Genomic DNA, 18,728 nt, shown 5'->3' with positions numbered 1-18,728 from the left:
TGTCGTAGGTGCATGTAGTGGGTAACTGGGGCGAGCGCATATTCGATGATGACGACGCGGCGAACTTCTCCTATCAGCTCGATGACCTCAGCGAGGAAGATCGGTCTGCCTGCTTGAAGTCCGCGCTCGAGATGGTTGTCTCGAAGGGGCATCGCTTCGACGGCCGCGATGGCGTCTATGCCGTTGCTGCAGCCGCCTTGGTGGCCCGCGAGTTGGAAGGTGGTGATGACTTCAAGTCGGTCATTTGTGGTCCATCAAATCCAATTCCCCCTCCCACTCGTGAGCTTATTGAAATCGCTGAGCGGGCTGTCCTGGTTTTCCTCGACGAGAGATCGAGTACCGATTGGTGGTTCGGTCATGATCTTGATGACCGGTCGTTTAGATCAATGTTGAATCAGTTGCGGACGGTTCTTTCAGGGGGTTTATCAGGCAACCCAGCTGCACTTTGGTAGCAATCCAACGGCCTTCTCGTGAGCCCGACCCATCCAATCTGCGGTCCTCTGGAAGATCGTAGGGGCGCGCCCCGACCACAAATGCACGATGCAACGAATATCATGAACCGAGCCCTACGCCCTGACGACCACGGCCAGGACGACGGCCCCCAACCCACCGACGACTGACACCCAACTAGCGGCGCCCCGACCAGAGCACGATCCCTGGCCGGGGCGCCGCTAGTGGCCGTGGGCAAGGTCTAAAAACTCTTCGATCACAAGACCGCGGGATGTCACCGTCCCGACGTCCACACGTAAAATGTGGTAGCCGGCAACGAACCAGTGTTGGTCCATAACTGCGGAGGATCGGTACGAGGTCATGACGCCGTATGTACCTGTGCCACCGGTGGCCCGCCGGTCGGTCCGATCAATGCGCACCTGGCTGGTAGTACCCACCCGGTGACGGGGATTCCATTCGCCGCGCAGGGATTCCCGGATTTCTCGGCGTGGACGGACCCGACTGTGCCGGACGTCCGCATTACGCTGACCGGCGATCGGCAGAAGGATTTCAGGCTTGCCGACCAGGCTGCCGGCATCAACGCGGCCTATAGAAAGGGCAGGTGGACGTGGAACCATCACCAGGACTGCGCGCCCATGCAATTGGTGGATGTGGCGATTCACAGCAAGACTGGCCACACCGGCGGCCACTTAATCCGGCCACCGTCGGCGCGGGCGGTTGCGACGCGCAGCTGGGCGACGAGATCATGCGGGTCTGGAAGGACAACTACGAGGTCTACGGCGCGTTCAGGATCTGGCCCGAGCTCAACCGGCAGGGTATCCGGGGCGCCCGGTACACGGTCGAGCGACTGATGCGCCAGCTGGGCATCGCCGGCGTCCGCCGCGGTAAGAAGGTCCGTACCACCGTCGCCGACGGCCGCCACGAGCGGGCCGCCGACCTGCTGCACCGCGACTTCAGCGCCCGGCCCCGAACAGGCGCTGGGTAGCCGACTTCACCCACGTGGCCACCTGGGCCGGCATCGTGTACGTCGCGTTCGTGGTCGACCTGTACTCGCGGGCGATCGTGGGTTGGTCGGCGGCTACCAACAAGCGCACCAAGCTGGTGCTCGACGCGCTGCAGATGGCCCTGTGGCGCCGCGACCGGGCGGGTCACACGGTCGAGAAGGGGCTGATTCATCACTCGGACGCCGGCAGTCCAGTGCACGTCGTTCCGGTTCACCACCCACCTCGTCGTTGCCGGCATCGACGCCCTAGACAACGCACTGATGGAATCCACGATCGGATCGCTTTGTTGATCTGAATCCACCGAGCGCAGCAATCGCCTGTTGCGACCGACGCGTCGGGGCTGGAGAGAGAGAAGCCGCAGGCAGGCGGCCCGGTGGAAATCGATAGACCAGCGTCTTAGGAAACCGTTGCTCTATCCCCTGAGCTACGAGGGCGCGAGCGCTCAGTCTAGCGACCTGCCCGTCGACCCGGGATGCCAGGGAGTGGCCCGCCTTGACCTGCGTCGTCCCGCTCGGCTGGCCTGGGCGATGACCACAGTTGGACCACACGAGGCGCCTACGGCCGGCTGTCAGGTCCGGGCGGCCACCTCACCCGACCACTCCCACCAGCGCAGGCCCGGTCACCAAGCCAGCCGAAGCTTGAGTTGCATTGGGGGACAAATCTCGATATTTTTCGCGGCTTGCTTGCCAGACTGGCCGTGTGCCGAGGCAGGTAGATCCGATGCGACCGGACCGGATGCCGCGAGGGGTGTGGCCCCAGCAGGGTGGGCGCCCCGATCAAGTAACGGCGACAGCACTGGGCCAGGACGGGAGGCGCCCGCGATGAACGGGCTGTGCCACGATCGGCCTTCGTGCCCGCACGGTCGCGCCTCCCGTCTTCACCGCCCCTTGGTGCGTGCCAGCACGGCCCGAGGGTCAGCGGGCCGCCTGGCTGGGCGGCGAGCCCGCCAGCGGTGTGCTGTCCTCGTACCGGACCTCGTAGACGCGCTCGGCGAACTTCCAGCCGTCGCTGGTGCGCTGGTAGCGGTCGTGGTAGATGGCGTAGTTCAGCCCTTGGCGGCCGTCGCGGGTGCGCCCGAGCTCGGACATGTACGCGCGGCCGGTTGCGGTGTCGCCGTCAAGAGCGATCGTGCCCGGGTGCGTGTTCTGCACCAGGAAATCAACGAAATCCGGTACCCGCTCGCCCCAGGCCCGGATCTCCGCCTGGCCGATGAGCTCGGCCGGGATGTTGGGCATCCGCAGCGCGCCGTCCGGGGTGAACAGCGACGCGAGGCGGTCGTAGTCGCGCATCATCACCGCGTCGGTGAACTCCCCGCGCAGCGCCTCGATCTCGACGCGATCCGCGATGGTCTGAAAGTCACTCATTGGTTTCTCCTTTGTCACATCGAACAGGTCACGGTCGCAGGGACCTGCTGTTGGTCGAGCCGTGCCAGCAGCGGCGGTCAGACGCCGCGCCGGGTCAACCGGTGAAGGACTCGGGGCCGAGACGGCCCATACGAGGAAGGCGGCCAGGGCGAGATAGACCAGGTCGGGCACATCGTTACCTTCTCGCCACGGCGGAGGCGCACGGCCGCCGCGCCGACGAACAGCAACGCCACACAGGTAGTGGTCACGGGCACCAGGACCGGCGCGATGTCGAGTACCGAACTGCTCGGCGGTCGCGCGGCCGATCCCCTTGTTCGCTCCGGTGATCAGCGCGATCTTCCGGTGTGTGGTGTGCGCATCCATACCAGCCTCCCGCTCGTGGAGTTGCGCCGCGTGCATCGTTCGCGCGGCCTCCTGTCGAACATGGAGATGCCAGCGACCCGATCCGTGTGACAGCGCGGTCATGTGGCGCGCACCACCGATCGCGGGGCGTCAGCTCGTCATGGGGACCGACAGGGCGGCCCGGCCTCGTGCCAGCCGCTTTCCTTCTCGCGCTTCGTTGAGTATCTATTCGTCGGTGTGTCGGCGGGTGTCCGTGCGGCCACAAAGGCAGAATTGAGGCCTTGGCGTAAGGATGAGGCGTTCCGCTCGGAGGTGTCCGTTGTTGTGGTGTCGAGGCCGACTGGCTCGGTGGACGCTGCACGGGGCATTCCTGATTGGCGGCGCGTTCGTCGTGTGGGGCGTGCACGAAGCGGTGGTGGAGGACGCGGCTCATGCTGTCGAGCCGGCCCAGCCTTGCCCGCTCGGTCAGCTGCTCGACGCCGGCGGAGCGATTCTCGACGGTCCCCTGATCACGACACCTTCCGCCGCACCCGCTGGTTCGCCCGCCCACGGTCAACCAGCCCTCGCCGGCGCTGAGGTGACGGTTGCGAACCTGGGCCAGCCGCTGACAGTCGTGGCGACACCGGCAAGAACACCTACCGGCAAGCCGTTGGCGGGGGCGGAGGCACACCGAGCGGAGGATGCCGCGGCAGCGCCGGGCGTGGCGAGGGACGCCGAGGCGCTCATCCCGGTGACGCGTCCGGTCGTGGACCTGGCATCGCCGCTGGTTGAAAAGATCGCCGAGACACGGCTGTTGGAGCCGGTCGGGGAGGTCGTCTGGCCGGTGGCGGAGCCGATCGTTGACGTTCTGCCTCCCGCCTTGGCCCCGGTTCTCGAACTGACCCAGCCGATCATCGGCGCACCCGCTGCGCCTCCGGCTTCTCCCGGCGCTCCGGTCGATGGCGCGCCGACTCCGGTCCGGGGCGCGTCGACGGCCGCCACCCCTGCCGCGATCGTCCGCCCCACGCTGCCGGTCGTTGCTGTCGACCCGCAAGCCCCGTCACCGGAAGTTCCGTCCAAGCTGGCAGGCCGCGATGAGGTGCCAGCGGGCGTCGGCGAGGTGGTGCAGGTGCCCTGGCCGGGCGACCCGCGGGGAACCGCCGGCGAGACGCCTGCCGCCCCGGCCAGCACCGCCGGAACCGGCTCCGCCGTCCCCGGGACGGGCATCCCCGTGGACGCGTCACCTCGTTCCTGGTCCCCAGACCTGCACCTCGTCGGCTCCCGCCTCTGCCAGTGCGACAAGCTGGCGCACCGGTCGAGCCAACCGGACACCAGACCCGCCTGAGAATCCCGGCCGCCCGGGCGAGCGGCGGAACGGCACGGCTGGTGTGCACGGCGCGGCCTGCCCGGGCAGCTCCGGTGCCGGTTTCCCCACCCGCCGGATGAGCACAGCCGCGATGACCGGTCATGCCGCTGGCAGGAGGCGCAATCGTCGCTGCCGTCTGCGGCCCGGCACCCGCCCGCATGGCCACGCCTGACCATGGCTGGCGCCGTCCCTGGCCACCCGTCCGCGGTTGCCAGCGGGGCCGGCCGAAGAGCAATGACGTACCCGCCCGAGCCAGAGCGCGCATGAACCCCGCAACGACCGCCGTCCGGTGACCGGTCACGCCCACAATCAGGAGAGGTCCGTGAGCAACACGCTGCCCGTTTGCCGTGCCCGATGGGGAGACATCCCCGAGATCGTCGATCTTGTCGTCGGCCCCTTCGCCGAGAGCGCCGTCGGCGCGTGGCTCGTACCCGAGGGACGACGCCGGCGTGACGTGCTCGCCGCCGTCATCCGCGTCTGGACCGAGCACGCTCTGCTCTTCGGCGAGGCATACCTCTTGCAGGATCATTCCGCCGCCGCCGTGTGGCTGCACCGATATGGTCCCGTCCCACCGCCGAAGGGCTATGGGGAGCGGCTCGCCGTCGCCTGCGGCGACTACCTGGCCCGGTTCCTTCACCTCGACGACGTCCTGCGCGCCCACCGGCCCGCCGATCCCCACAACCACCTGGCGTTCTTCAGCGTGGCACCCGTTCCCCATCGCACCAGGCGCGCCGCCACCCTGCTCGCCACCAGCAACGCCCGCATGGGCCACGCTCTGCTCCCCACCTACGCCGAGGCGACAACCAGTGCCGAGCTGGACCTGTACACCCGGCACGGCTACGTCCCCCACGAACCATTCAGCCTCCCCGGCGGCACCACCACCTACCCCATGTGGCGCTTCCCGGGGCAGCGGAAACCCGGGCGCCGTTCATCCGCCAGAGCCAGGCATCCGGACCAGCCCGTCCGCACCCGCCCGCTGAATGAGCGCTCCATCCGGGTCATCCTCGACACATCCGCGATGCTCGCGTTCGCCAACGGCTCGCTCGCCGTGGGTGAAGCGATCGCGGCGGTTGCCGACGAGGGCTGCCTCTTCGGGCTACCCGTGGCGTGCCTGGCTGAGGCATCCAGGTCAGGGGCTGACCTCACCCGGCTGGACCTCCTGGTCAACCATCCGGCTGCGGCGGTGCTGACTGTTGATCCGTTCAACTGGAGGGCGCTCGCCGTCAGCTGCCGCGAGACCGGCCAGCTCGACACAGCGGCCGCGCTGCTCGCCGCCGCCGACCACGACTGCGCCATCCTGAGCGCACACACCTGATCCCGAGCACAGCAACTGGCCATGGCGACCGGCGAGCGCCGAGGATTCCGGTCCCGTGTCCACCGCTGCTCGCCGCCGGGCCGAAGCACGGCGGACACCGATCGGCTTCCGCGCGGGTGGGAACGGGTTCAGCTCGAACTGGCGGGCTGGTCAGCGTAGACGCCCTGCAGCATTCCGGTGGCCTGCCCGATCTCGATGAGATAGCCGTCGGGGTCGCGCAGGTAGCAGCGGAGCTCGGCCTTGCGGTCGAGCGGTTCGGTCAGGAACTGCGCGCCCCTGGCTCGGGCGTCGGCGTAGAAGGCGCCGATGTCGGCCACCCGGACGTTGAGGAACGCGGACACCGGGTCGCCCGGCTCGGGTGGGGTCAGCGTGATGTCGGGCTTGTCCGGGGTGGGTCCACCGCCGGGGTTCATGATGAGCCAGCTGTTGGCGATCTTGACGATTGTCGGGTTCTCGGCCAGGACCACCTGCCCACCGAAGATGTCGGCGTAGAACTTCCGCGAGACCGCGATGTCGCGGACGGTCAGAAAGTGCGTGACAACCAGCCCTTGCCGTGGCGCGGGAAGGTCGTCGCGATCCACCATCGGTGTCTCCTCACGGTTGCTGGCCTGCCGGCCCGGTGCTCTCCGCCAGCCTTCCAGCTTCGCGGCGGCCACGCGGGCGCTCTCCGGAACTTCGACCCGATTCGACCGCGTGACGCCGATTGCCTGCTGACCCGTCGTCCGGGCCCCCGACCACTCGATCGCTGTTACGCTCCGCGAGGGAGGACTGCGTAGCGTCACGTTCCGGACTCGCGGCTCGCGGAGGGTGTCACCGTCGGTACCCTGCTAGTCCTGGCCTGCCCGCGACGACATGGTGGTTGTTGATGAACGATCTTCGAGTGGTGGCGTTCGATCTGGACGACACGCTGGCGGTATCCAAGTCGCAGATCGATCGTCGGATGGCGGAACTCCTCGGCCACCTGCTCACCGAGGTGGACGTCCTGATCATCTCCGGTGGCCGGTTCGAGCAGTTCGAGGCGCAGGTGCTGGCCCACCTCGAGCTGACCGAGGAGCAGTTGGTCCGGTTGCACCTGATGCCGACCTGCGGCACCCGTTACTACCGGTGGCAGGACGGTGACTGGCGGCTGGTCTACGCCGAGGACCTCAGCGAGGCGGACAAGGCCCGGATCGTCGCGGCGCTCACCGAGTCGGCGCAGGCGCTCGGCCTCTGGGAGGACCGGACCTGGGGCGACATCATCGAGGACCGGGGCAGTCAGATCACGTTCTCCGCGCTCGGTCAATCCGCCCCGCCAGCCGAGAAGTACGGCTGGGACCCGGACGGCAGCAAGAAGAAGCGGCTCCGGGACGCGGTCGCCGAGCAGTTGCCCGACCTGGAGGTACGCGGCGGCGGCTCCACCTCGATCGACGTCACCCGCAAGGGCGTGGACAAGGCGTACGGCATGCGCAAGCTGCTGGAGTGCCTGGACCTGAAGCACGACAACGTGCTCTTCGTCGGTGACCGGCTGGACCACGGCGGCAACGACTACCCGGTGAAGGCGATGGGCATCCAGTGCCACGCCGTCACCTGCTGGCAGGAGACGGCCGACTACGTGCAGGTGCTCGTCGACGACCTGGTCCGGCGGCACGCCCAGCGGGCGTAACCGCCGAGCCCGGAAGCGGGGCCCAGCGCGTGCTGAGACCCCGCTTCCCGAGCACCTCAGAGCGCGGCGCGGATCGCCTCGGCGAGGGTGGTCGGGTTGCGGCCGAGCAGCTTCGCCAGGTCGTCACCGACCTGCAGGTCGCCCTGGCCGAGGCCGCGGTCGCCGTCGGCGAGCACGGCCGCGTACCCCTCGGGCACGCCGGCCGCGACCAGCAGCTCGGTCAGCTTGTCGACCGGCAGGTCGAGGTATGACACGGTGTTGCCGCTCTGCCGGGAGACCTCGGCGGCCAGTTCAGTCATGGTGAACGGCGCACCGCCCAGCTCGTACACCCGGTTGGTGTGCCCCTCGGTGGTGAGGACGATCGCGGCGGCCTCGGCGTAGTCGGCGCGGGTGGCGGCGCTGACCAGGCCGTCGCCCGCCGCGCCCGCGACCCCGTGCTGGAGGTAGGTGGGGAGCTGGGCGGTGTAGTTCTCCAGGTACCAGCTGTTGCGCAAGAAGACGTGGGGCAGGCCGGAGTCCAGGATCAGCTGCTCGGTCGCCTTGTGCTCGGCGGCGAGCACCAGGCTGGAGGTGTCCGCCTTGGCGATGCTGGTGTAGACGACCAGCCCGACGCCGGCCGCCTTGGCGGCGGTGATGACGTTGCCGTGCTGCAGCACCCGGCGGCCGACCTCGCTTCCGGAGACGAACATCAGCTTCTCCGCGCCGGCGAAGGCGGCCTGCAACGACTCGGCGTCGTCGTAGTCGGCGCGCTGGGTGACCACGCCGCGCTCGGCGAGGCCGGCCAGCCGGTCGACGTCGCGGCCGAGGGCCACGATCTGGTCGGCCGGTACGCCCCGGTCGAGCAGCGACTGGACGATCAGGCGGCCGAGGTGGCCGGTGGCGCCGGTGACGACGATGGACATGGGAACCCCCTGTGTGTGCTGAGAACACTGTCTTCGCACAGCAACGGGAACATCGCAGCCTTACTTCCCGTTGGAGAGTAAGCACCTTGAAGTTCGATACGCACTGAGAGAGAGTGAAGCCGTGCAGGCGGACCCGTTCAACCGGAACTGCGGCAGTCGGAAGGTCCTCGACCGGATCGGCGACCGCTGGAGCGTGCTGATCGTGCTCACCCTCGCCGGCGGGGAGCGGCGCTACGGCGAGCTGGCCGAGCGGATCGACGGGATCAGCCAGAAGATGCTCACCCAGACCCTGCGCGGGCTGGAGCGCGACGGCATCGTCACCCGTACCGTGCAGGCCAGCGTGCCGCCTCGGGTCGACTACGCGCTCACCGACCTCGGTCGCAGCCTGCTCGACCTGGTCGCCGGCCTGGAGGCGTGGGCCACCACCCACCTCGACGAGGTGGAGGCCGCCCGGGCCCGCTACGACGCCCGCTGAGAGTTCCGGAACCGGCGCGCCCTGGCGCGATCGACGTCGATGGGGTAGGAACAGGACCGTCCGGCGGGAGAGCGCTCTCACGGCTCTCCCGGTCGGTCCCCCACCCCACCATCGACAGGGCAGGCAGATGAGACCACTCGATCCCTCCCGCCGCCGCTTCCTCACCCTCACCGCCGCGTCGGCCGCGTCGCTCACCGCCCTCGGGCTCCCGGCGCTGCCGGCCGCCGCGGCGCCCGACCATCCCGACCACGCCGAGCCCGATTTCGGACCGAACGTCTTCGTGTACGACCCGACCACCCCGACCGCCGAGATCCAGTCCACCCTGGACCGCCTCTTCGCCGTGCAGGAACGCAACGAGATGGGCGCCGACCGGTACGCCGTGCTGTTCAAGCCCGGCCGGTACGAGGTGACCGCGACGCTCGGCTACTACACGACCGTCGCCGGCCTCGGTGCCCACCCCGACGACGTGGAGGTCCACGGCGCGGTACGCGTGATCGGCCAGGCCGACCCGAACTCGCCGGCCGGGATCTCGGCCCTCACCAACTTCTGGCGCTCGGTGGAGAACCTCGCCGTCACCCCGACCGACTGGTCGAACCAGTGGGCGGTCTCCCAGGCGTCCCCGATGCGTCGCGTGCACATCAAGGGCATCCTCTGGCTGGAGCCGGGCAACGGCGGCTACTCCAGCGGCGGGTACATCGCCGACTCCAAGGTCGACGGGATCACCATCAACGGCTCCCAGCAGCAGTGGCTGACCCGGGACAGCGAACTCGGCGGCGACTGGACCAACGGGGTCTGGAACCAGGTCTTCTCCGGCGTGCTCGGCGCGCCCGCGCAGGGCTTCCCGAACCCGCCGTACACCACCCTGCCCACCAGCCCGGTGACCCGGGAGAAGCCGTACCTCTTCGTGGACGGCGCGGGTCGCTGGCGGGTGGCCGTACCCGGGCTCCGGCACGACACCGCCGGCACCACCTGGGGCGCGGGCGGCGGGCCGGTGCCGTCGCTGCCGCTGTCCGCCTTCTTCATCGCCAAGCCCACCGACTCCGCGCGGCGGATCAACCAGGAGCTGTCCCGGGGCCGGCACCTGCTGCTCACCCCGGGCGTCTACCAACTCGACCGGGCGCTGTGGGTCAAGCACCCGGACACCGTCGTGCTCGGCCTCGGCATGCCAGCCTCGCCCCGACCACCGGCGACGCGGCCCTGCGCATCGAGGACGTGGACGGCGTACGCATCGCCGGGGTGCTGGTCGACGCCGGGCCGGTCGAGTCGACGGTGCTGGTCGAGGTGGGCCGGCGGAACAGCGACCGGGCGCACGCCACCAACCCGATCTCACTCCAGGACGTCTTCTTCCGGATCGGCGGTCCGTCGGCCGGCAAGGCGGTCACCAGCGTGGTGGTGAACAGCCGGCACACGCTGATCGACAACATCTGGGCCTGGCGCGGCGACCACGGGAAGGCGGGCACCATCGGCTGGACCGTCAACACCGCCGGCACCGGCGTGGTGGTCAACGGCGACGACGTGACCGCGTACGGGCTCTTCGTGGAGCATTACCAGCGGTGGCAGACCGTCTGGAACGGCGAGCGCGGCCGGACCGTGTTCTACCAGAGCGAACTGCCGTACGACCCGCCGAGCCAGGCCGCCTGGCGCAGCCCGACCGGCAACGGCTGGGCATCGTACCACGTCGCCGACCACGTCCGCGCGCACGAGGCCTGGGGGCTGGGCGTCTACTCCTACTTCAACCAGGGCGTGGACATCCGCTGCGACCGGGCGATCGAGGCGCCGCGCCGGGCCGGCGTGCGGTTCCACGACGCGATCACCGTCTTCCTCGACGGCAGCGGCGGCATCGAGCGCACGGTCAACGAGGCCGGCACCCCGGTCGTCGGCTCGTACGGCACCAGCCCGGTGGTCAGTTACCCGTGAGCCGGGCGCGGGCGTGGCGCACCCGGTGATGTAACAAAATTTCGCCGGAAGGCGCTGCGCCCGCTCCACCGTGCGTGGACGCCGTCCCGCCCATAGGCTTCGATGCGCATCGAGGACTGGCACATCGCGGCCACCCACGACGGGTGTCGGACGCGATCGAGGGGGCGTGTCCGACGCCGGCCGTGGCCGGTCGCCCGTGCCGGCCGGCAAGCGTCAAGCGGTGAGCTGCTCGGCGCTGCTGACCACCTGGTCGATCAGGCCATACTCGCGGGCCTCCTCGGCGGTGAACCAGCGGTCCCGGTCCCAGTCGCGCTGGATCTCCGCCAGCGTGCGCCCGCTGTGCCGGCCGATCAACTCCTGCATCGTCCGCTTCACGTGCAGCATGTTCTCCGCCTGGATGGTGATGTCGGCGACCGTGCCGCCGAACCCGCCGGACGGCTGGTGCATCATGATCCGCGAGTGGGGCAGGGCGAACCGCTTCCCGGCCGCGCCGGCGCAGAGCAGGAACTGCCCCATCGAGCCGGCCATCCCGAGCGCCAGCGTCGCCACGTCGTTCTTGACGTACTGCATCGTGTCGTAGACGGCCATCCCGGCGCTGACCGAGCCGCCCGGCGAGTTGATGTAGAGGAAGATGTCCCGTTCCGGGTCCTCGGCGGCGAGCAGCAGGATCTGCGCCGAGATCTGGTTGGCCGAGGCGTCGGTGACCTCGGTGCCGAGGAAGATGATGCGCTCCTTCAGCAGCCGCTCGAAGACCCGGTCGCCGAAGGACGGTTGTCCCTCGTCAAGCATCCAGATGCCGTACCCCATGACCTGACCACCCTCCGTGCCACCGGCAGGCGACGGACCGCCCCGGAAACCGGCGATCTCCAGCGTCCGGCGGACGGTGGCCGGAGACCCAGGGTTTCTGCCCCCGGCAGATCCGCCGTGGGCAGAACCGGCCGAAGCTAGGCGGCGGTCAGCCGCCGCCGGCCGGACCGGACCCGCCGCCTGGCCAGCGTCGCCGAGGTACGCGGACGACGGCGCGCCTCGGCCGGCGTGGGGATCAGCCAGATCCGGGTGCCGGACCCGACGTTCATCGGCGCCGGGTGGCCGAGGCCCGCGCCGTTGAGCGGGAACGCGGTCTCGGGCAGCCGCAGCGACCCGCCGAGGAGCGGCGCCGGCAGGGCGGGACGCCGGGCGTGCAGCCGAGGTCCACCCCCCACCCGCAGGTGCGGGCCGGTGCGTGAGCCGTGCGCGGCCGGCACCCGGTCCAGCCGGGCCAGCGCCACACCGGAGGTCACCGGCGTCCGCCGCTCGACCCGCCGCAGCTCGTCGCGGGCCTCCTCGAGCAGATCGGAGAGGTGGATCCCGAGGGCCCGGCAGATGGCCGCCAGCACCTCCGAGGAGGCCTCCTTGCGGCCGCGCTCCACCTCCGAGAGGTACGGCAGCGACACCCCGGCCGCCTGGGCGACCTCGCGCAGCGTGCGGCCCTGCCGCAGCCGTACCCGGCGGAGCACCCCGCCGATCACCCGTCGCAGCAACGACATGCGGGCCTCCTCGCGGTCGTCGTACCGGGACGTCCCCATCATGCCCCGTCCGGCGGCCCGCCAGCGCACGTGGGCGTCCACGGCGACGACCCGAGAGGCCGGGACGCGCCGAAACCGATATCTTGTGCTCGTGCAGGCGACGGTGGCGGGGCGGGACCGACGGTGATCCATTTTCCCGCGCAACGGCGGGGGCCGCTGAGCGCGCTCAGTCTGCGCCTGCTCGCCGCCCTGGGCCTGGTCTTCGCCGTGGTGGCCGCGGTCTGGCTCGACCGCGACGGCTACCGCGACGTCAACGAGGACGGGCTCAGCCTCCTCGACTGCTTCTACTACGCGGTGGTCTCGCTCTCCACCACCGGCTACGGCGACATCACCCCGGGCACCCCCTCGGCGCGCCTGGTCAACGTCCTGTTCGTCACCCCCGCCCGGGTGCTCTTCCTGATCATCCTGGTCGGCACCACTCTGGAAGTCCTGACCGAGCAGTACCGGACCGGCCGTCGCCTGTCGCGGTGGAGGAGGACCGTGAAGGACCACGTGATCATCTGCGGCTACGGCACCAAGGGCCGGAGCGCCGTCTCCGCGCTGCTGGAGAACGGCACGGACAGGTCCCGGATCGTGGTGGTGGAGCGGAACGGCGCCGCGCTGCGGCAGGCCACCTCGGCGGGGCTGGTCGCCATCGAGGGTTCGGCGACCCGTTCGTCCGTGCTGGAGGAGGCGCACATCCGGACGGCCCGAGCGGTGATCATCGCGACCGACAGCGACGACGCCTCGGTGCTGGTGGCCCTGACCGTCCGGCAGCTCACCGCCGGCCAGGTCCGGATCATCGCGGCGGTACGCGAGGCGGAGAACGCGCCGCTGCTCAAGCAGAGCGGCGCGCACCACGTGATCGTCTCCTCGGCGACCGCCGGCCGGCTGCTCGGCCTCTCCACCTCCGCCCCGCCGCTGATCGACGTGGTGGAGGACCTGCTCACCCCGGGGCAGGGCATGGCGCTGGCCATGCGCTCGGCGGAGCGCGACGAGGTGGGCAGGTCGCCGCGCGAGCTGGACTCGCTGGTGATCGCGCTGGTCCGGCGGGGCCGGGTGGTGACGCTCACCGATCGGGCCGGCGCGGAGATCGAGACCGGCGACATGGTCGTGTACGTCCGCGACGACCGCCCGCAGGCGACGGCCGCCCCCCACTGATCAGGTGAACGGTCGGACATCCATGAACAACCACTTGGATCTTTATCTTTCCGTGGTTGCTTGCTAGCGTTTGGCCGCTTGGAACTGCCAACGGAGGCGCGGCAACCAATCGGGTCGCCGGCGCCACTTCCTTGGCCCGGGCACGGGGGATTCACTGTCACGCGAGCTCATCGACCTCGTGTGTCTCGTTCGCGACCTCCCAGGTGCCGTGCCAGGACGGCAGTTTCGAGTGCCTCGGTAACCAAACGACGGGATAACTAGTGGCTCAAGAGGCAGAAACTGCAGGAACCCGACGGCGGCGAGCGGCCGGAATCCTGGCCGGCATCGCGCTCGGCGGCGCGGCGGTCGTCGCGCCGGGCACCGCCGTCCAGGCGGCCCCGGCCGGCGGAGCGTCCGACGCGCGCACCGTCCAAGCCGAACGGCCGACGAAGCTGCCGCACTTCCGGGAGGGGAAGTTCACCCCGCCCGCCCCGGGCGCGTACGGTCCCCGGTTCCAGTCGAAGGGCACGGGCGCGACTCCGCGGATCGTCGGTGGCACCACCGTCAGCGCGGCGGACCACCCCTACATCGTCGGTGTCGTCACCTACCTCGACACCGGCATCGGCTGGTGCACCGGCACCGTCGTCGCCCCCAACAAGGTGCTGACGGCGGCGCACTGCACCGCTGACGGAGCGGGCACGACCCGGGTCATCGCCGGGCACGACCAGCTTCTCGACGCCAACGGCAACATCATCACCACCGCCGGCTACGTCGCGGAGGTCGGTTCCACCTGGACCCACCAGGGCTGGAACATCGCCGCGCAGTACGACCAGACGGCTGACACGATCCTCGACGACGTCTCGGTCCTCACCCTCAAGAAGGACCTGCCGGTCGAGTACACGCCGATCACCTTCAGCGCGCAGGGCGAGACGGCGTACGCGCCCGGCGACATGGCGGACATCGTCGGGTACGGCGTCACCAGCTCGGACGAGAACGTCGACCCGGGCGACACCCGGCTGCGCAGGGCGTCGGTGCCGATCCAGACCGACACCTACTGTGCCGCCGACGCCAACCAGGCCCGCATCGGGTACGACGCCAACCGGATGCTCTGCGCCGGGAACGGCACGCCCACCACGCCGTCCGCCGACACCTGCGGCGGCGACTCCGGCGGCCCGCTGCTGGTGAACGGCAAGCAGGTCGGCCTCACCGACTGGGGCTACGGCAACTGCGGTGAGCACCCGGGCTTCTACGAGGAGCTGGGCTACTACTCCGACTCGATCAAGGCGGACTTCACCCGGCCGCCGCTGGTCAACGCCGACTGGACCGGCGACGGCCACACCGACCTGATCGCCCGGGACTCGGCCGGCAAGCTGCGGCTCTTCGTGGGCAGCGGGTTCGGCAACGACGGGTACGGTGGCTTCTGGTCGAACGACCGGATCCTCGGCACCGGTTGGGGCAGCTTCAAGCGGGTCTTCCGGGTCTACAACTGGAACGGCGACAACAAGCCGTCGATCATGGTGGTGAACACGGCCAACGAGCTGTGGATCTACAACACCGACGGCGCCGGCAACTTCGCCGGTGCCCCGAAGCTGATCGGCACCGGCTGGGGCAGCTTCACCGCCCTGATGGTGACGAACAACTGGCTGGGCAACAACCGCCCGAGCCTGATGGTCCGCCGGGACAATGGTGACCTCGTCCGCTACACCAGCAACGGCGCGGGCGGCTGGGACAACCCGAAGGGCACCCTGATCGGCACCGGCTACAACTCGTTCAACCTGTTCCTCACCCCCGGCGCCTGGAAGGGTGACGGCCTCGAGGTGCTGATCTGCCGCACCACCACCGGCGACCTGAAGCTTTACCAGTCGGACGGCCAGGGCGGTTGGACCAACCCGAAGGGCACGGTCATCGGCACCGGCTGGGGCGGGTTCAAGAACATCCTCACCCCGGGCGACTGGAACGGCGACAACATGGTGGACATGCTGGGCGTCAACAGCGTCGACGACATGCGCATGTACACCACCGACGGGTACGGCAACTGGATCGACGCCCGCGGCAAGACGATCATGGGCGGCTGGGGCGCCTACAACCTGGTCTTCTGATCGGGATCGCGCCACTGCGAACGAAAGGGCCCGCGACCTGTGGTCGCGGGCCCTTTCCGTGGTCGCCGAAGCGTCGACGTCAGCCGATCGTCCAGGTGTCACCGCTGGCCAGGAGGCCGGCGAGCTGCTGCTCCGGGGTCTCGTCGACGCTGGCCTTCGCCGCGGCGACCTGCTCCTGCACCACGCTGTCGTACGACGGCCGGGTCACCGAGCGGAACACGCCGATCGGGGTGTTGCGCAGGTCCGCACCCGGCAGCCGGGACAGCGCGAAGGCGTACGCGGGGTCGGTGACGCCGGCGTCGTGCACCACGATCTCCTCGGCCGGGGTGGCCGCGGTGTCCCGGACCTCCAGCCCGAAGCCGCCCGGCGGGTGGACGACGCAGAACTGCCCGTCCTTGCCGAACGTGATCGGCTGCCCGTGCTCCAGCCGGATCAGGTAGTCGTCCCGGGTGGCCGGCTCCTTGAGCTGGTCGAACGCGCCGTCGTTGAAGATGTTGCAGTTCTGGTAGATCTCCACGAACGCGGAGCCCTGGTGCTCCGCGGCGGCCCGCAGCACCGACTGGAGGTGCTTCCGGTCGGAGTCGATGGTCCGGGCGACGAAGGTGGCCTCCGCGCCGAGCGCCAGCGACAGCGGGTTGAACGGAGCGTCCGCCGAACCGACCGGGGTCGACTTGGTGATCTTGCCGATCTCCGAGGTCGGCGAGTACTGCCCCTTGGTCAGGCCGTAGATCCGGTTGTTGAAGAGCAGGATCTTGAGGTTGACGTTGCGGCGCAGCGCGTGGATCAGGTGGTTGCCGCCGATGGAGAGCGCGTCACCGTCACCGGTGACCACCCAGACCGACAGGTCCGGCCGGGTCACCGACAGGCCGGTGGCGATCGCCGGGGCGCGGCCGTGGATCGAGTGCATCCCGTAGGTGTTCATGTAGTACGGGAAGCGGGACGAGCAGCCGATGCCCGAGATGAAGACGATGTTCTCCCGGGGGATGTTCAGCTCCGGCATGAAGCCCTGCACGGCCGCCAGGATGGCGTAGTCGCCGCAGCCGGGGCACCAGCGCACCTCCTGGTCGGACTTGAAGTCCTTGGCGGTGAGCTTGAGGGCGATGGGCTCAGACATTCTTCAGGACCTCTTCCAGCATCGTCTCCAGCTCGGCGGCCGTGAACGGCAGGCCGCGGACCTGGTTGTAGCCGATCGCGTCGACCAGGTACTTCGCCCGGATCACGTGGGCGAGCTGGCCGAGGTTCATCTCGGGGATGACCACCCGGTCGTACGCGCGCAGCACCTCGCCGAGATTGGCCGGCATCGGGGCCAGGTGGCGCAGGTGCGCCTGGGCGATGGAGAGCCCGCGCTGCCGCAGGCCCCGGCAGGCCGCCCCGATCGGGCCGTACGTCGAGCCCCAGCCGAGCACCAGCACCCGGGCGTCGCCGTCCGGGTCCTCCACCTCGACGTCCGGCACCGGGATGGTCTCGATCCGGGCTGCCCGGGTACGCACCATGAAGTCGTGGTTCGCCGGGTCGTACGAGATGTCGCCGGTCTTGTCGGCCTTCTCCAGGCCGCCGATCCGGTGCTCCAGCCCAGGGGTGCCCGGGATGGCCCACGGCCGGGCCAGGGTCTCCGGGTCCCGCAGGTACGGCAGGAAGGTGGTGCCGTCCTCGCCGTTGGGCCGGGAGGCGAAGTCGACCCGCAGGTCGGGCAGGCTCGCCACGTCCGGCAGCAGCCACGGCTCGGAGCCGTTGGCCACGTAGTTGTCGGACAGCAGGATCACCGGGGTGCGGTAGGTCAGCGCGATCCGGGCCGCCTCCAGGGCGGCGTGGAAGCAGTCCGCCGGCGACTTGGGCGCGATCACCGCGACCGGGGCCTCGCCGTGCCGGCCGTACAGCGCCAGGTTGAGGTCGGCCTGCTCGGTCTTGGTCGGCATGCCGGTGGACGGCCCGGCGCGCTGCACGTCGACGATGACCAGCGGCAGCTCCAGCGCCACCGCCAGGGAGATGGTCTCGCTCTTCAGCGCCACGCCGGGGCCGCTGGTGGTGGTGACCCCGAGTGAGCCGCCGTACGACGCGCCCAGCGCCGCGCCGACCGCGGCGATCTCGTCCTCGGCCTGCATGGTGACCACGCCGAACCGCTTGTGCTTGCTCAGCTCGTGCAGGATGTCCGAGGCCGGGGTGATCGGGTACGCCCCGAGGAAGACCGGCAGCCCGGAGCGGACGCCGGCGGCCACCAGGCCCAGCGACAGCGCCGCGTTGCCGGTGATGTTCCGGTAGGTGCCCGGCACCATGCTGGCCGGCTTGACCTCGTAGCGGACGGAGAAGTCCTCGGTGGTCTCGCCGAAGTTCCACCCGGCCCGGAAGGCGGCCACGTTCGCCGCGACCAGCTCCGGACGGGCCGCGAACTTGCGCTCCAGGAACCGCAGCGTCGACTCGTACGGGCGGGAGTACATCCAGCTCAGCAGGCCGAGCGCGAACATGTTCTTGGCCCGCTCGGCGTCCTTCTTGGACACGTCGTGCGCGGCCAGCGCGCCGATCGTCATCGAGGTCAGCGCGACCGGGTGCACCACGTACCCGGTGAGCGAGCCGTCCTCCAGCGGGCTGGTCGTGTAGCCCACCTTGGCCAGGTTGCGCTTGGTGAACTCGTCGGTGTTGACGATGATGTCCGCGCCGCGCGGAAGCTCGGCCAGGTTGGCCTTGAGCGCCGCCGGGTTCATCGCCACCAGCACGTTGGGCGCGTCGCCGGGGGTCAGGATGTCGTAGTCGGCGAAGTGCACCTGGAAGCTCGACACACCCGGCAGGGTGCCTGCGGGGGCCCGGATCTCGGCCGGGAAGTTGGGCAACGTGGAGATGTCGTTGCCCAGCTGAGCCGTCTCGGAGGTGAACCGGTCACCGGTGAGCTGCATGCCGTCGCCGGAGTCGCCGGCGAACCGGATGACCACCCGGTCCAGTTGACGGATCTGCTTGGTCACGCCCGCACCTCGCTTCGCTCAGCGCCGTCACACGGGCGGCTGAACATGATGGTGACCCCGCCTTGCCCGGCCACGTGCCCTCCTTGACGCGCTGCTGCCGCGAGCCGTCCGTAGCCCGGTCCGGCCCGCTCCATTTCTCACGTCAGAGCCTACGTCGGCCCCTTAGGGCCACCTTGGTGGAGGTCCGACGTATGGGACCCGATCCGCCCGCCGTATGCCCGGTTTTGCGGCGTTT

At 69.7% G+C, this 18,728-nt stretch carries 18 protein-coding genes and 1 pseudogene; 12 read left to right on the top strand and 7 right to left on the bottom strand.

The features are described 5' to 3' along the window. Window positions 1–17: 17 nt before the first annotated feature. From FXF52_RS13165 to FXF52_RS13150, 4 genes and pseudogenes are all read left to right on the top strand, one after another. Entirely contained in the window at window positions 18–452 is a 435-nt protein-coding gene (locus tag FXF52_RS13165; protein WP_187413485.1) for a DUF4259 domain-containing protein, read from the top strand. Window positions 453–752: 300 nt separating this feature from the next. Beyond that, window positions 753–1,097, top strand: a pseudogene (locus tag FXF52_RS44035) (HNH endonuclease); the annotation flags it as partial. Next, window positions 1,052–1,435, top strand: a complete 384-nt coding sequence (locus FXF52_RS43000; RefSeq protein ID WP_370517961.1) for an IS3 family transposase — start codon at window positions 1,052–1,054, stop codon at window positions 1,433–1,435. The pseudogene FXF52_RS44035 and the gene FXF52_RS43000, both read left to right, overlap by 46 nt. Before the next feature lie 14 nt (window positions 1,436–1,449). Beyond that, complete coding sequence (locus FXF52_RS13150) at window positions 1,450–1,749, top strand: DDE-type integrase/transposase/recombinase (RefSeq protein ID WP_148796869.1); 300 nt, start codon at window positions 1,450–1,452, stop codon at window positions 1,747–1,749. A 619-nt stretch (window positions 1,750–2,368) separates the two neighbouring features. Here FXF52_RS13150 and FXF52_RS42995 read toward each other — a convergent pair. Beyond that, window positions 2,369–3,283: a nuclear transport factor 2 family protein gene (locus FXF52_RS42995; protein WP_255471886.1), complete on the bottom strand. Its 915-nt coding sequence runs from the start codon at window positions 3,281–3,283 to the stop codon at window positions 2,369–2,371. A gap of 577 nt (window positions 3,284–3,860) precedes the next feature. Between FXF52_RS42995 and FXF52_RS13140 the strand changes: the two genes are divergently transcribed. Further along, entirely contained in the window at window positions 3,861–4,484 is a 624-nt protein-coding gene (locus FXF52_RS13140; RefSeq protein WP_148796867.1) for a hypothetical protein, read from the top strand. A gap of 343 nt (window positions 4,485–4,827) precedes the next feature. Then, a complete protein-coding gene (locus FXF52_RS42990) occupies window positions 4,828–5,820 on the top strand; it encodes a hypothetical protein (RefSeq protein WP_255471885.1) in 993 nt (330 codons plus the stop codon). Window positions 5,821–5,948: 128 nt separating this feature from the next. Here FXF52_RS42990 and FXF52_RS13130 read toward each other — a convergent pair whose 3' ends face one another. Then, window positions 5,949–6,404 (bottom strand): VOC family protein, encoded by a 456-nt coding sequence (locus tag FXF52_RS13130; RefSeq protein WP_148796865.1) that lies wholly within the window; start codon window positions 6,402–6,404, stop codon window positions 5,949–5,951. Window positions 6,405–6,685: 281 nt separating this feature from the next. On the opposite strand from FXF52_RS13130, the gene FXF52_RS13125 reads away from it, so the two are divergent. Continuing rightward, on the top strand, window positions 6,686–7,462 hold the full coding sequence (locus FXF52_RS13125; RefSeq protein ID WP_148796863.1) for an HAD-IIB family hydrolase: 777 nt from the start codon (window positions 6,686–6,688) through the stop codon (window positions 7,460–7,462). Between the two features lie 56 nt (window positions 7,463–7,518). Here the strand turns inward: FXF52_RS13125 and FXF52_RS13120 are convergent, their stop codons facing one another. Continuing rightward, entirely contained in the window at window positions 7,519–8,364 is an 846-nt protein-coding gene (locus FXF52_RS13120) for an SDR family oxidoreductase (protein WP_148796861.1), read from the bottom strand. A 121-nt stretch (window positions 8,365–8,485) separates the two neighbouring features. Here FXF52_RS13120 and FXF52_RS13115 point away from each other — a divergent pair, with 121 nt between their 5' ends. From FXF52_RS13115 to FXF52_RS42985, 3 genes are all read left to right on the top strand, one after another. Next, window positions 8,486–8,839 carry a helix-turn-helix domain-containing protein gene (locus FXF52_RS13115; RefSeq protein WP_148796860.1) on the top strand — a complete coding sequence of 118 codons (354 nt, stop codon included), beginning with the start codon at window positions 8,486–8,488 and terminating at the stop codon, window positions 8,837–8,839. Window positions 8,840–8,966: 127 nt separating this feature from the next. Then, a complete protein-coding gene (locus FXF52_RS13110) occupies window positions 8,967–10,235 on the top strand; it encodes a hypothetical protein (RefSeq protein WP_255471883.1) in 1,269 nt (422 codons plus the stop codon). Then, window positions 10,226–10,756 (top strand): hypothetical protein, encoded by a 531-nt coding sequence (locus tag FXF52_RS42985; RefSeq protein WP_255471882.1) that lies wholly within the window; start codon window positions 10,226–10,228, stop codon window positions 10,754–10,756. The genes FXF52_RS13110 and FXF52_RS42985 overlap by 10 nt, the downstream gene beginning before the upstream one ends. Window positions 10,757–10,969: 213 nt before the next feature. Here the strand turns inward: FXF52_RS42985 and FXF52_RS13105 are convergent, their stop codons facing one another. Together FXF52_RS13105 and FXF52_RS13100 are read right to left on the bottom strand one after the other, a co-directional pair. Continuing rightward, the gene (locus tag FXF52_RS13105) at window positions 10,970–11,563 is read right to left on the bottom strand and encodes an ATP-dependent Clp protease proteolytic subunit (RefSeq protein WP_148796858.1); all 594 of its coding nucleotides are present in this window, start codon (window positions 11,561–11,563) and stop codon (window positions 10,970–10,972) included. A 137-nt stretch (window positions 11,564–11,700) separates the two neighbouring features. After that, complete coding sequence (locus FXF52_RS13100; RefSeq protein WP_148796916.1) at window positions 11,701–12,282, bottom strand: helix-turn-helix domain-containing protein; 582 nt, start codon at window positions 12,280–12,282, stop codon at window positions 11,701–11,703. A gap of 162 nt (window positions 12,283–12,444) precedes the next feature. Here FXF52_RS13100 and FXF52_RS13095 point away from each other — a divergent pair, with 162 nt between their 5' ends. Together FXF52_RS13095 and FXF52_RS13090 are read left to right on the top strand one after the other, a co-directional pair. Further along, complete coding sequence (locus FXF52_RS13095; protein ID WP_148796856.1) at window positions 12,445–13,461, top strand: TrkA family potassium uptake protein; 1,017 nt, start codon at window positions 12,445–12,447, stop codon at window positions 13,459–13,461. 260 nt (window positions 13,462–13,721) lie between these two features. After that, the gene (locus FXF52_RS13090) at window positions 13,722–15,539 is read left to right on the top strand and encodes a trypsin-like serine protease (protein WP_148796854.1); all 1,818 of its coding nucleotides are present in this window, start codon (window positions 13,722–13,724) and stop codon (window positions 15,537–15,539) included. A gap of 79 nt (window positions 15,540–15,618) precedes the next feature. On the opposite strand, the gene FXF52_RS13085 is transcribed toward FXF52_RS13090, so the two are convergent. Then, window positions 15,619–16,653 (bottom strand): 2-oxoacid:ferredoxin oxidoreductase subunit beta, encoded by a 1,035-nt coding sequence (locus FXF52_RS13085; RefSeq protein WP_148796852.1) that lies wholly within the window; start codon window positions 16,651–16,653, stop codon window positions 15,619–15,621. Beyond that, window positions 16,646–18,493: a 2-oxoacid:acceptor oxidoreductase subunit alpha gene (locus tag FXF52_RS13080; RefSeq protein ID WP_148796850.1), complete on the bottom strand. Its 1,848-nt coding sequence runs from the start codon at window positions 18,491–18,493 to the stop codon at window positions 16,646–16,648. Before FXF52_RS13080 ends, FXF52_RS13085 begins: the two co-directional genes overlap by 8 nt. Window positions 18,494–18,728: the final 235 nt, after the last annotated feature.

Source organism: Micromonospora sp. MP36, assembly GCF_008119785.1.
Taxonomy (GTDB): Bacteria; Actinomycetota; Actinomycetes; order Mycobacteriales; family Micromonosporaceae; genus Micromonospora.
The sequence above is the reverse complement of the archived record's forward strand: the minus strand, read 5'-3'. Positions and strand labels throughout refer to the sequence as shown.

Bases quoted from the DNA above. Each gene is read 5' to 3' on its own strand.
- FXF52_RS13085 (WP_148796852.1), bottom strand. From the start codon at position 16,653: ATGTCTGAGCCCATCGCCCTCAAGCTCACCGCCAAGGACTTCAAGTCC.
- FXF52_RS42995 (WP_255471886.1), bottom strand. From the start codon at position 3,283: ATGACCGCGCTGTCACACGGATCGGGTCGCTGGCATCTCCATGTTCGA.
- FXF52_RS13100 (WP_148796916.1), bottom strand. From the start codon at position 12,282: ATGTCGTTGCTGCGACGGGTGATCGGCGGGGTGCTCCGCCGGGTACGG.
- FXF52_RS13105 (WP_148796858.1), bottom strand. From the start codon at position 11,563: ATGGGGTACGGCATCTGGATGCTTGACGAGGGACAACCGTCCTTCGGC.
- FXF52_RS13110 (WP_255471883.1), top strand. From the start codon at position 8,967: ATGAGACCACTCGATCCCTCCCGCCGCCGCTTCCTCACCCTCACCGCC.
- FXF52_RS13125 (WP_148796863.1), top strand. From the start codon at position 6,686: ATGAACGATCTTCGAGTGGTGGCGTTCGATCTGGACGACACGCTGGCG.
- FXF52_RS13130 (WP_148796865.1), bottom strand. From the start codon at position 6,404: ATGGTGGATCGCGACGACCTTCCCGCGCCACGGCAAGGGCTGGTTGTC.
- FXF52_RS13120 (WP_148796861.1), bottom strand. From the start codon at position 8,364: ATGTCCATCGTCGTCACCGGCGCCACCGGCCACCTCGGCCGCCTGATC.